Here is a 14,501-nt window from a genome sequence, read left to right on the forward strand (position 1 = left end):
TTCATTGTTAACCTCCTGACTACATATTATCATTCTTGCTTACTACTGCTTATAAACTTAATGAAGTTTTATAATACCATTTTAGATTTTAGATTTTAGATTTTAGATTTTGGGAATGACAGAGGAAGCTTGTGGTTTAGAGTTTGCGTAGGGTTGCATTATTTTTTTGAACTGGTATCAAAAGTCCTCAGAAACCTGTTATTTTCTGAGAAAATCGGTTTCGGAATGTATCAATTGAGCTCGGGCCCGGTTTCTGGTTTGATAACTTTTTGGATTTCCTCGATTGCCCTAGTCGCCACTGCTTCAGGCCTTTCACCCACACCAGCATAGACTCGGACATCTGCTTGAGTGTAGAAACGCTCTCGCTCTTTCAAAAGGCTTTGCAGCTTAGATTTGAGCTCGCCCTCCTGCAGTAGGGGTCGAGCGGTGTCCGAACGCAGTCGATCGTACAATTGATCTACAGGCACATCCAGCCAAACCACTACACCGTAGTGCAAGTAACCCCAATTCATCGATCGCGTCACAATGCCACCGCCCGTAGCCACGACCGAATTTTGATACGCAGACAACTCCCCAAGCACTTTACTTTCTAGTTCCCGAAAAGCCTCTTCCCCTTCTCGATCGAAAATCTCAGCAATTGACTGATTAGCAACTCGAACAATTAGTTCATCAGTATCAAAAAAACGGTATTTTAATTTTTTTGCCAAAATCCGCCCCACCGTTGTTTTTCCCGCACCCATCATCCCGACAAGATAGATATTTACTCCCCTCAACCCATCCACTGCCAAATCCTCCGATATTTTTCTATTTTTTCAGGTTAATCGATCTGCCACTGAGGCCATCATCGTCATCAAACTCATCACCCTCATCCAATCCCCAATCCTCATCTGCTTCTGCCATAGGATTTATTGGTGTTTCATCAGCGGGTTTAGGAATCTGCCCTTCCAGAGGAATCAGCACTCGATACTCCGCATCGTATACAGACTCTGTTTGCCCCACCCCAGACTGGTTTGGATCTCGATAGCCGTAAGAGTATACTGAGCCAGCCCAAGACTTGCTTTTCGGTTCCTGCTGAGCTTCGTAAGCCCTCGGATTTGTCGCTGGAACATCATTTACCTGCGGTCGATCGGGAAAATCGCGATCGTCCCCCCAATCATCATCGCCCCCTTGAGAACGCGATTTTGAGCCATCTGAGACCCAATCATCCTCATCGTCTGCCGCTGCATAACTCCCCGGTTGAGCATAATCCTTCGCCCCATCCGGGTTCGGAGTTTCTTGCTGGAAAGTCCGGGCACTGTAACCCGCCGACGTGCCGTACTCAGTTCGGTAGGAACCAGGAGCTTGAGTTTGGCTATTTTCCCTATTCAGATCCGGGTCAATTCCCTGTTTTCTAGGAGGGGGAGGCGGCGTGTAAGGTGTTCTGCTGTCCTCTGGGAAAGTATCGGGACCGCTGCGACTGGATCTGCCGCTGCGGTCTCCCGTTGGAGATAGGTAATTTGAAAAAGCGAGCAAACCCGAAATCAATAAAGATGTGACAGATCCCACCGCCATGCTCAGCAAAATCCAGATAGATAAAGGCAAAGCAGGCGATCGAACTCCCAAAAATACCAGCGATAAAGCCGGCTCCACATTTTGCAGGGCAAAAATAGTTAGCCCCACCACAATTACTAGCAAAAAAACAGGTCGCATATCAAAATTTAATTTGTAATTTGTAAATCACTAATAACTAATAACTAATGACCAATGACTAATGACTAATGACTAATTATTACTCCTCTTCCTTCCAGCGTTTGAGAGGAACGCAATCAATCCCCAACTGGTCTAAAGCGCGAGCCACCACAAAGTCTACCAAATCTTCAATAGTTTGCGGATTGTGATACCAAGCAGGAATCGCTGGTACAATTCTAGCTCCAGCTTCCGCCAAGGTAGTCAAATTCCGCAGGTGAATCAAGCTAAAAGGCGTTTCGCGAGGCACGAGTACCAATTTTCGCCCTTCCTTGAGCTGAACGTCGGCCGCTCTTTCGAGCAAATCCGAGCTCAAGCCAGCCGCCAACTTGCCCAGCGTACTCATGCTACAGGGAATAATCATCATCCCTTGGGTGCGAAAGGAGCCACTAGCAATATTAGCACCGACATCTTGCCAGGGATGGCACCGGAGTTTACCCATTGTGGCTACTCCTGCTTGTTCCCGCCAGAATTCCTCTTGAAGCGTGGGTTCTGCGGGCATTCGAGTGTTCTGTTCGCTTTGCCAAACCATGTAAGTAGACTTGGAAGCGACCAGTTCGATCGCGCGATCGGCTTCCAACAAATATTTCAAAGTTCGCACCGCGTAAATCAGTCCCGATGCACCGGTAACTCCTACAATTAGAGGTTGGGCGGGGACTGAAACAGAATTAGTCATGGGCAATTATCCAGCAATAAGCTCACTAATTATAGCGCGATAGGTGCTAATAACAGCCACAACACTCATCAATCAATTCAATGATTGCGTGGCGATCGCTCTTAATAACAATAAAAGGCGAAACCTATAGCCACCTGCAACACCCCCGGATACTACAATAAAGTATGCGACTGCGATCGCCAGGATTATCATTACCCTATTCTTCGTTAACAAAAACAAAGGCTAACTGCGATCGCCAGAGTTCCAGATCCCAGCTCCATCTTACATCCTGATAGCCACGACCAACTCTGTGTCACAATAGAACTACTAACTTTACTTTATTAACATCAGGGGAGGCAGACAATGTTCTTAAGATACGAAGATATCGAAATAGTGCAATTAGACATTACCTCCCGATGTAATGCCGGTTGTCCTCAGTGTCCGCGCACGGGGAACCCTATTTTGCCAATGACAGAATTGACAATAGCAGATATTAAGAGAATCTTCCCTAAAGAATTCTGCTCTCAGTTGTCTTGGATTTACCTGTGCGGCAACTTTGGGGATGCGATGGTGAGTAATACCACTCTCCCGGCGCTAAAGTATTTTCACAAAATGGGAGTCAATTACCTTTGGATGTACACCAATGGTAGCGGACGCAGCCCTGATTGGTGGCGACAATTGGCCAAAATTTTGAATCAACCAGAAGATCGCGTTATTTTTGCCATCGATGGATTAGCGGATACCAACCACCTCTACCGTCGCAATACAAACTGGAACCGGATTATGGAATCCGTCGAGGCCTTTATTGGCGCCGGTGGCCAAGCAGAGTGGCAATATTTAGTCTTTGAACACAATCAACACCAAGTCGAAGAAGCTCGCGCTTTGGCCCGTAGACTGGGGTTTATTAAATTTCAAGCTAAAGCAACGTCTCGCTTTGCGCTGTCAGAGGTTGATGAAGTCGGAGAAAAGGAGGAGGCGATCGCAGAGGTGGACTCCCAGACGCAGGAAAAGCGCGATCGTTCTACCCCCATCACCCTAGAAAAAGCAGCTCTCAATTTTCACCGACAAGCTGAAGATTATTTAGCGGAAAAAAATTTAGAACAAGCATTTTTAGCTTGTCAAAAAGCACTTGAAATTCAGTCAAACTTTGCCGTCGCTCACAAAACATTAGGCAATCTGCTACAGCTCACAGACTGTCTGGAGGAAGCGATGAACTCCTATAAAACTGCCCTAGAAATTCAGCCAGAATTTGCCGAAGTTTATGCAAATATGGGCAGCGTTTATGCTTCTCAAAAACAATGGGAGTCCGCAATTTATCACTATCAAAAAGCGCTTGAAATTAGACCAAATTTTTCAGGAGTGTATCGAAATTTAGCCAAAATCTGGACACAATTAGGTAAAATAGAAGAAGCAAATGAAGCTTTTCAGCAAGCCGTTAAACTCCAACTCGCTCAAGAAATTGCTCCGGCTAAAGCTGCTAAAGCGAACAAAGAAAGCTCCGTAGAACTCAAGCCGGCTTCCTTACCCCAGTATCAAAATCCAGAAATCCCCAACTTTCGCAAAGCCGTCCAAGAATATGGAGGATTAGAAAATTATTTTCAGGGCATTGAAATTAACTGCCAGTCGCAAAAGAAAGCTGAAATTTACGTTAGTTTTGACGCTGAACTGTGGCCCTGCTGCTATACAGCTCAGACCAAATACGCTCATTACAGCGACACTTATAGGACCCAGGCGATCGCTCTGTTTGAAAAATATGGGCAAGGATTTAACAACCTCCGCAGCAAATCTATCAAAGAAGTGCTAGAAAATGTTTGGTATCAAAAAGACTTAGCCAAAAGCTGGTCTTGTTCGGAGAGACTAGAAATATGCGCCTTGGTGTGCGGGAAAGCCTTCCACCCCACCTCCTCACAGATGCTCTAGATCCTTCACTGACTCGAGTCCAGAAACCTGATTTTTTGGGAAAGTATCGAATTTTAGCACCGCAATATTTGCAAAAAAGCCTGATTTTTCTTGAAGCGGACTTCAGAAACCGGGTTTCATCAAGAAACCCGGTTTCTGAACAGCAGACGTTTGTTAGAAACAGGCGAGAGTTGGAAACTGGCGACGCACCCTACCTTTACTGTTAGCTATCAACTATCAACTGTCAACTGTCAACTAACTACTCATCATCATCAAAAGCTTGACTGCCACCACCAACTGCAACTAAATCAATTTGCTGGCGGTAGTAGTCAACACTCTTGACTTGAACTTCTACCCGATCGCCCAAACGGTACTGATTGCGGTTTTTGCGGCCCACCAGAGTTTGCTGGCGCGATCGATATTCGTACCAGTCATCCTTCAGCGAAGAAACGTGCACCAATCCCTCAACACGCAAAATGTCGCTCTCCGGCGGCCGCACCTCAATTTCCACAAAGAAACCGTAAGACTGCACGCCTGTAATCAAACCTTGGAAAGTTTGGCCGGTGCGTTCTTTCATCAATCCCGTTTTCTTCAATCCCTGCAAATCGCTTTCGGCATCCTCAGCAACTCTTTCGCGTTCGGTTAGGTGTACAACTACCGATGCAAACTCCGTCTCAAATTCGTGGTGCAAATCTGGGGGGAGAACATTCCAAGTAATTTGACCGTGACAGGAGGAATGGTGCAAGTCAACTTTTTCCTTAGCCCGTGTTGTGCGGCTGCTGCGCCCTTGCTCGAACACCGCTTGCAACACCCGCAGTACCAGCAAATCGGCGTAGCGGGAAAGCGGCGAAGTGCAGCGCGTGTAACCCTCTGACAGCCCCAAACCGAAGTGCGGCTTGGGAGTTGTGCTGTAAACAGCGGGCTTCATGGTGTCTTCTAGCAGGTAGGTGAGAACTCTTTCGGACTTCAGGCCGGCAAACTGCTGGGTAAATCGCTGAAAGTCCAAGGGCAAAACTTCTTCTTCGGTTTCGAGATACAGTTCGCCTCCGAGGTTGTTGGAGAGTTTGATGAACTCTTGAATGTCTGCCGGGTCTGGCATCGGTTGGACGCGGTAAATTGCTGGGACTCCCAAGGCTTGCAGGTGGGTGGCGACAGCTTGGTTGGCGAGTACCACCAACTCGGAGACAGCCGACTGGGCGGGGGGAGCTGTTGCAAAAGCTCCTAATTCGCCTTCGTCGTCGAAGTGAGAGTTAGCATCGGGCAAATTTAGTTCAAAAGCTCCTCGCTTGAGCCTTGTCTGTCTGGCTGCCTGTGAGGCGGCCCCGATTTGATCTAGGAAAGGACGGAGGGTGGAGGATAAAGGGTGCTCTTCGGCATCGTCTGGTTCGAGAATTGCTTGAGCTTGCTCGTAGGTGAGGTGGTAGTCAATTTGAATGACGCTGGCTTGAATCTCGTATTCTAGGAGTTCTCCTGATTCGTCTAGGGTGAGCAGTATGCTGAAGGCCAGCCGTTCGCTGTCTGGCAGGAGGGAGCAGCGCTCGTTGAGGGTTTCTGGCAGTACGGCGATGATTTTTTCTCCCAGATGGGCGGCGGTTCCTCGCTTGCGGGCTTCACGGTCGATCGGGGTTTCTGGCTGCACGTACTCGGCGGCGTCGCTGATGTGGATTCCTATTTGCCAGCGGCCGGGCTTCAGGGTTTCGATCGACAATGCGCGTTCCACTGGCGGATCGGACAGGAATGACGTTGGATCAAACTCCTTTTCGCCTCCTTCTTCGGAGAGATTTTCCTCCTCAACTCGGGGGGCATGGTTTTCGCTGTTGGTTGTTCCCGGTTCGTTTTTGCTGAAGCTAACAGTCAGAATGTTACGCAAATCTAGGCGTTTTTTGATGTCGGTTTTTTTGACTTTGCTGGGCAAATTTTCGGCTGCTTTGAGGACGGCGGCGGGGAACGATCGCGGCAAGTCGTGTTTGCAGCATACGATGTCGAGGTCGTCCGCGGCTTCGGCGTCGGAACCGAGTACCTGTACTACTTTGCCGACTGGGCGATGGGTGCCGAGGGGGTAGCGTTTGACTTCGACGTGTACTAGGTGGTCGATCGCCTCTTGGAGATTTGTGCCATTTGCGAGCAAGTCTAGTTCAAACAACAGGCGATCGTCCAGGGGGATTGCTCTGTAGCTGACGCGGCCTGTGGGGGTGGCGGTTTGCTTGACTCGCGCCAGTACCGAGGGGTTGGCGCGTTCGAGGATGAGCATGACTTCGCCTTCGGGCGATCGGCGGCGGCTACCTTCTTTGATGATTTTGACTAAGACTCGATCGCCGTTCCAAGCTGTCGAGAGGTGACTTTCCCGCACGTAAACGTCTTCTGAGCCTTCGGCGTCTTGAATTGCAAAGCAAAATCCTTTGCTCGAACAGCGCAGTTTTGCTTCTACTACGTCGTCTTCAGCTACTCGGCGATAGCGGCCTTTGTCTTTGACTAATATGCCAATTTTCTCTAGAGCTTCTAATGCGATTTGAAGTTTGAGTTGACTGGTGGCGTCGTTGCAGTCGAGTTTTTTCTCCAATGCTTTAGGAGCCACTAATTTGTCTTCTGTAAAATTTGCCAGCAGTGCAGCGATAGAAAATTCCATGTAGCGATCGATCCTCTTGTTTCCAGCAATTAGTCTAAATTTTGGCGAAATCAGCCGCACCCCCTCGGGCCCTCGCAGTGCCTGCTTCCCAACAAATACGCGGGTTGATAGGTGGAGACGCAAGCACAGCCACCTTGTTTCATCGCGAGGTTTTTTTGAGATTCTCTCCCGACACCGGCTTCGTGCTAATTGTCTGCTGTCTGTCTTGAACTGACTGCTGACGGTGCAGACAACTGTCCCGCACGCTATTCCCCAATACAATTTTTTAGCGTTGGTTTGTTTGCTTTTAGGTCAGCAGCGCCGAGCACTTGGCGAATTAGAAAGCCTCTGTCGGTTCTTAAAAGATGGCTCGATACTGAAAGCAACGGCTTGAGTCGAGGATGAGCCGATGGAGGGATGGAGAGGGAGAAAATGTGCATTTCTGCCTTCTGCCTTGTTTCCTTCTGCGTTGTTCCTTCTTCCTTTTGAAGTGCCTCTTGCCTCTTGCTTTAGCAAAGAACTTACCGGATCAAGGCAAAATTGCTAGTAGCTCGCCGCTGCGATGCCCCTGTTTTTTGCACGCGATCGGCCCTTGCGGACAGAGGTGCAACGAGCGGGTCGGGAGCAATCTGTGCTGTAGAAAGTGCAGGTACGCAAACCGGAGACTTTTACTACTTTTGCTTAGTTGCTGTGCCATCTCTTATAGGTAGAAATGACGCCCGGTGCTTGTTAGCTTAAACTGCCGGATGTGGGATGGGGTTTAGTGGCGTGAAAGGTTGCGCGGATGATTCACCTTTGATTTATTGTACGTTGAATACGTGCTTTCAGAAAATTGTTTTCTCTGAGCTGTTGTTGAGCCAAGCGTGACCTGGGGTAATTTTTAAAATTTTCGCGATCTCTGGGACGATCGAGCTTGGCTTTAGTCGCTTTCTGTTAAGCTGTTGGGCATTTCAATTGTCTTTTTGGGCGGGCGTGACCGAAAGCATCCAGGATACAAGCCCCCGGATTGATCCGTCCAGAAATAAAAAACCTGTATCCGATAAAGGAGCCCCCGAATTTATCCGTGGGGTCAATGCTTAAATCTAAAATCTAAAATCTAAAATCTAAAATCGATTGACGCCCAACCCCTACTCCCCGCAAGAATTTCATCAAACTTGTCTGTAAGAATGAGAAGCACCTGGGCTTACACGATCGCCCTCACGTTTTCAAGAAATGTTGAAGAATCAAGCAACTAATGCGTGGTTGTGTACTAAACTTAACTACCAGCCGGGAAGTCCCTCGGTATATTTAGAGGGGATTAATCAGAGCGCTGGGCCCCGTACCCCGTTGGGAATTACGCCCGCGCGATCAAAGGCTCGTCGGGTGTAGGTACCCAAAGCGACAATTATTCTTTTATAGCCCAAGATGATCTGGAAATACTCTGATACTATATTAGCAAGTGGGGGTGGAACTACCTCACTATAAAAAGCCTTTGAAAAAAAGGAAAAAGAAGCCTGCGGTGTAACTGTACTCAGTTGACCGTCAGGTTTGTTCACGTCATAAGCCCCTTCTGGTTTCGGGGTCAAAAAATTATGTTTGCTGAATTTCGCGCCCTTTATCCCGCTGGACAGTTAATTTGTGAGTTGCTGACTGTTCATCACGGTAAGTTTGTTGTTCGCTGTCTGGTTCAGGTTGACGGCAAAACTCTGGCTACGGCTATGTCGGCTGCTGAGTCTGTTGAGGATGCTGAAGACCGCGCCCGGTTGCGAGCGATCGCTGTTCTTGGATCTGCTGCGCCCGATCGTGCGATCGCGAGTGTTGAGCCGCCTCCGGTTGCTCCGGTTGCTCCGGTTGCTTCGGTTGCTGCTGTTCCCCCTCCCCCTCCTCCTGCTGTTCCCCCGGTTGCTGCTGTTCCCCCTCCCCCTCCTCCTGCTGTTCCGGTTCCTGTTGGGCCGACAAGTGTTCCTCTTCCGGTTCTAGAAATGCCTGTTGCTGACAAATTGCCGGAAACAGATCAAAGCAATTTTGTCAAGACTGAAGCGAAATTAAATGAAGAGCCGATCGCACCTGTACCGGCACCGCTGCCGCCAACGGTCGATCGCGCGGAGGCTACTGGATTTGTACCAAAGCAGTTAGACTCGGACGCTTGGCTTTCTTCTAGCTACGGCGAACCACTTCAGGAACTGGATGTGCCTACTTCTAGCCAAAGTGAACTGCTACAGGGTGCGGCCGAAGTCAGGGAGTTGCAACCGATCGCAGTGGGAATTCCCAGCGATGCGATCGAGGATAATTCTGATACGATCGCCCAAATAGACGCCATCCTCAAACGCCTGCGATGGAAAAAACCACAGGAAACCCAGTGTCTGGAACACAATTACGGCAAGTCGTCGCAGAGAGAGCTTTCTAGCGAAGAGTTAGTAGATTTCCTAGAATATCTAGAAATCTATAGCAGAACCACTGAGGAAATCCAGCGGCTGGGCTGGACTGCCAACCAAGGAAAAGATTATCTCAAACAAGGTTATGGCAAAGAAGCGCGCCATTTCTTAAATCAAGTAGAATTGCTCGACTTCCTGCAATATCTCGAATCTTTGCCCTAGGAATTCGGCAACTAAACAAGGCGCTGGAGGCTATTAGATTAAAGAAACCGGGTTTTTTACAGAGATTAAGGTTGAGAACCAAAGATTAGGGTAAAAAACCCGGTTTCTCGCCCCCCGTTGCTCCCGGATTAAAGAAACCGGGTTTTTTACAGAGATTAAGGTTGAGAACCAAAGATTAGGGTAAAAAACCCGGTTTCTCGCCACCCGTTTATCCATTAAAGAGCTACTTTTGAACGTAAAAAATTAAAAATCAAAAATGAAGAATATTTCCTCATTTTTGATTTTTAACTTTTTATTTAGACGACAGCGGCGATCGGGCGGCTGGCGGAAGGACGGCGATCGATCACTTGATCGACTAATCCGTAGTCCTTTGCTTCTTCAGCGGACATGAAGAAATCCCGTTCGGTATCTTCTTCAATGCGGGAAAGCGGCTGACCGGTATGGTTGGCAAGATGTTCGTTCAGGCGGCGTTTGTGGTACAAAATTTCTTTTGCCTGAATTTCAATATCGGTTGCTTGTCCTTGAGCTCCGCCTAGAGGTTGGTGGATCATAATCCGGGAGTGAGGCAAACTCATCCGCTTGCCTTTAGCGCCGGCACTCAACAGAAAAGCGCCCATGCTGGCGGCCAAACCGAGACAAATAGTGCAAATGTCGGGGCGGATGTGGTTCATCGTGTCAAAAATGCCCATACCTGCTGTTACCGAACCCCCTGGGGAGTTGATATAGAGGTAAATATCTTTCTCCGGGTCTTCGGCGTCTAAAAATAGCAATTGGGCAACGATCAGGTTAGCCAAGTCTGAGTCAACCTGTTGGCCCAAGAAGACGATGCGATCGCGCAGGAGTCGCGAGTAAATGTCAAAGGCGCGTTCGCCGCGACCGGATTGTTCTATAACTGTTGGGATCATTGACGCCTGCCTGCCTATTACGTATCTTTTTTTAATTTTAGCGACTAGGGCTCAGTTATAGTTAGCGATCGGTGGCGTGGGATCGAGAAATCGGCAAAATCCTTAAGCTGGGGGGGGTTGGGGCGTTAATTTGTGGAAGTTGTGGCGGGGGTGCGATCGGAAATCCGATCCTGCAGGCGATCGATGTTGAGGCAGCGGACATCAATAAACGTTAAATGTTGTTATGTGGCGATCGTATCATTGCCAGAACTGAAATCGCTCGATCGCGGCTGACACTAGGAAAATGGTCGAGAAACTCATTTAGCTAATCACCAGCTTCGAGACAATCAAGCACAGTCTTAATCGGGACGCGAGTGCCGATTAAGACTGGAGTTACGCTAAAATTTCGGGGTCGCTATGAATGATAGTAGCTGCGTATTGCAAAGAAAAGGTTGTGACATCAAGACAATCTTCTTCACTCCAGGTATCACTTTGCTCGAACGATCTGTTAGTTTCCATCGCTAAATCCCCACTGGATTTTTATAGATTATATCTTTGCTAGGATTACTGGTAGCGGGATTTCTTTGATTTAATCACCTCAATTACATTGTCGTGTCTTTGCCCTTCAATAATATCCTTGAGATGAATCTGTCCGTTGACGTACTGAACGTGGATGCGCCAGCCTGAGACTTTATCAATATCAGCACGATAAACTGCCTGCTTCACACCCTTAACTTTATGCAGTCTCGTTTTGGGAAATTGTCTCGTCCTGTGACATTCCTGGTCTTCAAGTTCTGCTAAAGCTTCCAGAAAACTAATCTTTAGCTCGTCATCTGGCAAAATTTTCATAGCTTCGTAAATAATGCCATATTCATCACAGAGAATAAGGTTTTGCGCCATAACTTAAGCTGATTATATCTAGGCAGTTTCTCGATCGCGCTGAAGTAGGTCTTGATACAAAGACTCTGCTACACCCTTATACGCTCGATCGAGTTCGTCGTGTTGAATTGCTCGAAAAAGAGTAAAAATAGCTTGCCCAAAAATTGGGTCTTCGTCAACCGCCAAAACCACTCTTAGTTTTTGAGAAATTCGTAGCGTATAAAGCGAAGACTCGTAACCATTCAGGTCTGACGATAGCGGGAGACGACGCAGCTTGCGATACACATTTGATTTTTGAGTAGGAAAAAGGCTGGCACAATAATTAATTTTTTGAATTACTGCGGCTTTCTCATCTTCATTTAGCAGCGCAATATCTTTCTCAAATTCCCTTGTTGACTCAATTAGAATATCCACGTCAAAAACCGTAAAAAATATATATAAATTATACTACAAACAGCTTTTGATTGTCAAGCCACTTGCTCACAACTTACCAGCAAACGCGCTTGTTTAACAACCCACAATTCAAATTTTAATCGCCCAACGACGGCGGTACATTCCATACAAAATTAACCACCAAAATAATACCGCTGTCACGGCAAATGCTAGGGAACCATTCAGCGGCCCGGCCCACGGCACAAACCAGTTTTCATAAATCCAAGTGTAGGTAGTTGGAGCATTTGCACCAGTACCGATATGAGTTTTCAACAGGATTCTGGCGACAATACCGGAAGCAACAAACAGGAAAATTGCATTCAATCCCATGATTTCAAACGGCCTCCCCCATTTCCAATTTCGCACTTCAATTGTTTCGTAGCAAGCGGCTAGCAATAGCAAGGCCCAACCAGCAGTAAAAACTACATAGGAACTCGTCCAAAGTTGTTTGTTGATTGGAAAGAAAAATCCCCACAAGTGGCTAATTACCACGCAACTGAGGCCGCCGATTGCTAAGTTGATACTGGTGCGGGTTTTGAATGGCTGCACGCGCAGCCATTCTCCTGTAAAGTAGCCGATTAGGACTGTAACGCTTGCGGGTAAGGTGCTCAACAATCCTTCTGGATCGAAGGGGCCACCTTTGTACAGGTGTTGGCTACCGAGAATTAGCCGATCGACATATCCCCCTAAATTCCCTTCTGGCGTGAGTTCGCCGGCAGTGTACCCCCCTACAGCAAACACGGTTAATGCACCCCAATAGCCCAAAAGCACGGCAACAGCGAGCAGTTTTTGATTGCGCGGGGAAAGGTTAAGAATGGCGATCGCACTGATGAAATAAGCTAAGCCGATGCGCTGCAATACTCCCATGATGCGGATTTTACCGAAGTTTTCCACTGGGGCGCTGTTGAGAAGTACGTCAAGGGCGATCGAAGATGTATTTAGCAGTAATCCTAATATAAATAGAATCGCGGCGCGGCGCGCAATTCGCCAGTAAATATTTGAAGAAGGAAGAAGGAAGAAGGAAGAAAAAAGAGAGTTTTTGGCTGATTCTGATTTTTCCTTTGTTTGTGTAATTTTTGAGGTTTCTATTCCGGTTTTTGGATAATTTTGAAGATATTTAGACAGCGAGAAAGACATCGCGCAGCCAACGATGAACAAGAAAAACGGAAATACTAAATCTGTCGGGGTGCAGCCGTGCCATTCTGCGTGCTCTAGCGGTGGATACACCTGTTCCCAACTACCGGGGTTGTTGACTAGAATCATCGAGGCGATCGCAATTCCGCGAAAAACATCAAGGGATTTGAAGCGCATGGGGAAGAAGGGAGAAGGAAGAAGGAAGAGGGAAGTAAGAAAAACTACTAATTACAATTCTCAAGTACCCATTACCCATTAACTAAATTTCAATACCTTCCAGAGTCATAATGACTGCATTCTTCATCAACATATCGCAGCGTTCTGCATAAAAAGATGCTGCCTTATCATACTTGTTGATTTGTAAAACGCGCAGAAACATTTGCCTTGCTTGCGCGAATTGCTGCTGGTAGTGAAAAAAAATTCCCTGTTCAAAATAAGTTTGAGTTTGTGCTTTTAGTTCGATCATTGTCGCCGAGTCGCCATCGTAAATTTCAAATACCGCAACAGGTGTTTGTTTTCCTTTTACTTGAACGCGATCGAGAAACCGGCACTTGTAATGTTGAGGATCGTCTATCCGGCAAAGGGTTTGGACGCTAGCTACAATAGCAACTCCATAAAGCTTTGTCAATCCTTCCACGCGGGAAGCTAAATTAACAGCATCAGAAATCACCGTACTTTCCATTCGTTCCGCTTCGCCAATCGTACCTAACATTAAAGTCCCCGTATGCAAACCAATCCCTATCGAAATAGGTTGATAGCCACTGTTTTGCCTGTGTCTGTTATAAATTTTTACTTGATGCTGCATCTCAATTGCTGCTTGCACAGCATCTTCAGCCCTGTTAGGAAACAAAGCCATAATCCCGTCACCAATATATTTATCTATAAAACCGTTGTACTCGCGGATAACTGGGCCAACTCGGCTTAAGTAAGAGTTAAGAAATTCAAAGTTTTCTCGCGGAGACATACTTTCTGACAGACTTGTAAATGAGCGAATGTCGGCAAACATAATCGTCATTTCTGCTTGTACAGAGTCTCCTAGTCTGGCATCAACAATGCTTTCTCTTTTGAGAAACTTCAAAAATTCACGGGGTACAAAACGGGCTGATGCGGCTGCAATTTTTTCTAGTTCGCTTTTGCTGGACTCGATTTGATTGAGCGACCTAAATGCTCTCAGTGCGGTGACTACTGTGGTAAATAACTTTTTGTTAGTAAGTTCTGTTTTGGTTTTGTAATCATTGATATCGTAGCTGACAATTACTACATCTTCTGGCACTTGTCCGGGCTGCCCAGTGCGTAAAATAATTCGCACTACTTGATTATTTAAAATATCACGGATGTATTTAACTACTTCCAAGCCTGCTTCTTCTGTTTCCATAACTACATCGAGTAAAATCAATGCTATGTCGTAGTTGTTTTGGATGATTTCTTTAGCTTCTTTTCCTGAGTAAGCGCTGATAAATGTTATACTTTTACCTTCAAATATAAAATCATTTAACGCTAGTTTAGTAATATTATGAATTTCTATTTCATCATCTACAATTAATATTTTCCAACTTTCTTCTAGCGGTTTTTGTTCCGCCTCGTCTTCCTCGGCAAATATTAATTCATCGTCGCCCGCCGCGATTAATTCGTCATCGCCTGCAGCCAACAGGTTTTTACTAGCTTCTGACATATATCGTTCTCCTATATAAAACTTATATCCATGTTGGCCG

13 protein-coding genes are annotated in these 14,501 nt (G+C 46.8%); 2 read left to right on the plus strand and 11 right to left on the minus strand.

Going from position 1 to position 14,501, the window contains the following annotated elements:
- Positions 1-230: 230 nt before the first annotated feature.
- The 3 genes from QT984_RS26000 to QT984_RS26010 all read right to left on the minus strand — a co-directional run bounded on the left by QT984_RS26000 (position 231) and on the right by QT984_RS26010 (position 2,401).
- Positions 231-782: a shikimate kinase gene (locus tag QT984_RS26000; protein WP_333212004.1), complete on the minus strand. Its 552-nt coding sequence runs from the start codon at positions 780-782 to the stop codon at positions 231-233.
- A 22-nt stretch (positions 783-804) separates the two neighbouring features.
- On the minus strand, positions 805-1,689 hold the full coding sequence (locus QT984_RS26005; protein WP_333212006.1) for a LapA family protein: 885 nt from the start codon (positions 1,687-1,689) through the stop codon (positions 805-807).
- A gap of 79 nt (positions 1,690-1,768) precedes the next feature.
- Entirely contained in the window at positions 1,769-2,401 is a 633-nt protein-coding gene (locus QT984_RS26010; protein WP_333057892.1) for a flavin prenyltransferase UbiX, read from the minus strand.
- Between the two features lie 342 nt (positions 2,402-2,743).
- On the opposite strand from QT984_RS26010, the gene QT984_RS26015 reads away from it, so the two are divergent.
- Positions 2,744-4,300 carry a tetratricopeptide repeat protein gene (locus QT984_RS26015; RefSeq protein WP_333057893.1) on the plus strand — a complete coding sequence of 519 codons (1,557 nt, stop codon included), beginning with the start codon at positions 2,744-2,746 and terminating at the stop codon, positions 4,298-4,300.
- A gap of 238 nt (positions 4,301-4,538) precedes the next feature.
- Here the strand turns inward: QT984_RS26015 and QT984_RS26020 are convergent, their stop codons facing one another.
- The gene (locus QT984_RS26020) at positions 4,539-6,905 is read right to left on the minus strand and encodes a ribonuclease R family protein (RefSeq protein ID WP_333057894.1); all 2,367 of its coding nucleotides are present in this window, start codon (positions 6,903-6,905) and stop codon (positions 4,539-4,541) included.
- A gap of 1,550 nt (positions 6,906-8,455) precedes the next feature.
- On the opposite strand from QT984_RS26020, the gene QT984_RS26025 reads away from it, so the two are divergent.
- Positions 8,456-9,460 (plus strand): hypothetical protein, encoded by a 1,005-nt coding sequence (locus tag QT984_RS26025; protein WP_333057895.1) that lies wholly within the window; start codon positions 8,456-8,458, stop codon positions 9,458-9,460.
- A 296-nt stretch (positions 9,461-9,756) separates the two neighbouring features.
- Here the strand turns inward: QT984_RS26025 and clpP are convergent, their stop codons facing one another.
- From clpP to QT984_RS26060, 7 genes are all read right to left on the minus strand, one after another.
- Complete coding sequence (gene clpP, locus QT984_RS26030; protein WP_006635758.1) at positions 9,757-10,365, minus strand: ATP-dependent Clp endopeptidase proteolytic subunit ClpP; 609 nt, start codon at positions 10,363-10,365, stop codon at positions 9,757-9,759.
- 61 nt (positions 10,366-10,426) lie between these two features.
- Complete coding sequence (locus QT984_RS26035) at positions 10,427-10,567, minus strand: hypothetical protein (protein ID WP_333212009.1); 141 nt, start codon at positions 10,565-10,567, stop codon at positions 10,427-10,429.
- A 170-nt stretch (positions 10,568-10,737) separates the two neighbouring features.
- The gene (locus tag QT984_RS26040; protein ID WP_333375236.1) at positions 10,738-10,863 is read right to left on the minus strand and encodes a hypothetical protein; all 126 of its coding nucleotides are present in this window, start codon (positions 10,861-10,863) and stop codon (positions 10,738-10,740) included.
- 45 nt (positions 10,864-10,908) lie between these two features.
- On the minus strand, positions 10,909-11,244 hold the full coding sequence (locus tag QT984_RS26045; protein WP_333057897.1) for a hypothetical protein: 336 nt from the start codon (positions 11,242-11,244) through the stop codon (positions 10,909-10,911).
- An 18-nt stretch (positions 11,245-11,262) separates the two neighbouring features.
- Positions 11,263-11,637, minus strand: coding sequence for a hypothetical protein (locus QT984_RS26050; protein WP_333057898.1), 375 nt, complete (start codon positions 11,635-11,637; stop codon positions 11,263-11,265).
- Positions 11,638-11,745: 108 nt separating this feature from the next.
- Positions 11,746-12,966 (minus strand): heparan-alpha-glucosaminide N-acetyltransferase domain-containing protein, encoded by a 1,221-nt coding sequence (locus tag QT984_RS26055; protein ID WP_333375239.1) that lies wholly within the window; start codon positions 12,964-12,966, stop codon positions 11,746-11,748.
- A gap of 82 nt (positions 12,967-13,048) precedes the next feature.
- Entirely contained in the window at positions 13,049-14,461 is a 1,413-nt protein-coding gene (locus QT984_RS26060) for an adenylate/guanylate cyclase domain-containing protein (RefSeq protein WP_333057900.1), read from the minus strand.
- Positions 14,462-14,501 lie beyond the last annotated feature (40 nt).

Origin of the sequence: Microcoleus sp. Z1_B2 (genome assembly GCF_036700325.1) — a bacterium.
In the GTDB taxonomy this organism is placed as follows: domain Bacteria; phylum Cyanobacteriota; class Cyanobacteriia; order Cyanobacteriales; family Microcoleaceae; genus Microcoleus.

Bases quoted from the DNA above. Each gene is read 5' to 3' on its own strand.
- QT984_RS26045 (WP_333057897.1), bottom strand. From the start codon at position 11,244: ATGGCGCAAAACCTTATTCTCTGTGATGAATATGGCATTATTTACGAA.
- QT984_RS26025 (WP_333057895.1), top strand. From the start codon at position 8,456: ATGTTTGCTGAATTTCGCGCCCTTTATCCCGCTGGACAGTTAATTTGT.
- QT984_RS26010 (WP_333057892.1), bottom strand. From the start codon at position 2,401: ATGACTAATTCTGTTTCAGTCCCCGCCCAACCTCTAATTGTAGGAGTT.
- QT984_RS26035 (WP_333212009.1), bottom strand. From the start codon at position 10,567: ATGTCCGCTGCCTCAACATCGATCGCCTGCAGGATCGGATTTCCGATC.
- clpP (WP_006635758.1), bottom strand. From the start codon at position 10,365: ATGATCCCAACAGTTATAGAACAATCCGGTCGCGGCGAACGCGCCTTT.
- QT984_RS26055 (WP_333375239.1), bottom strand. From the start codon at position 12,966: ATGCGCTTCAAATCCCTTGATGTTTTTCGCGGAATTGCGATCGCCTCG.
- QT984_RS26060 (WP_333057900.1), bottom strand. From the start codon at position 14,461: ATGTCAGAAGCTAGTAAAAACCTGTTGGCTGCAGGCGATGACGAATTA.
- QT984_RS26020 (WP_333057894.1), bottom strand. From the start codon at position 6,905: ATGGAATTTTCTATCGCTGCACTGCTGGCAAATTTTACAGAAGACAAA.
- QT984_RS26040 (WP_333375236.1), bottom strand. From the start codon at position 10,863: ATGGAAACTAACAGATCGTTCGAGCAAAGTGATACCTGGAGTGAAGAA.
- QT984_RS26005 (WP_333212006.1), bottom strand. From the start codon at position 1,689: ATGCGACCTGTTTTTTTGCTAGTAATTGTGGTGGGGCTAACTATTTTT.
- QT984_RS26015 (WP_333057893.1), top strand. From the start codon at position 2,744: ATGTTCTTAAGATACGAAGATATCGAAATAGTGCAATTAGACATTACC.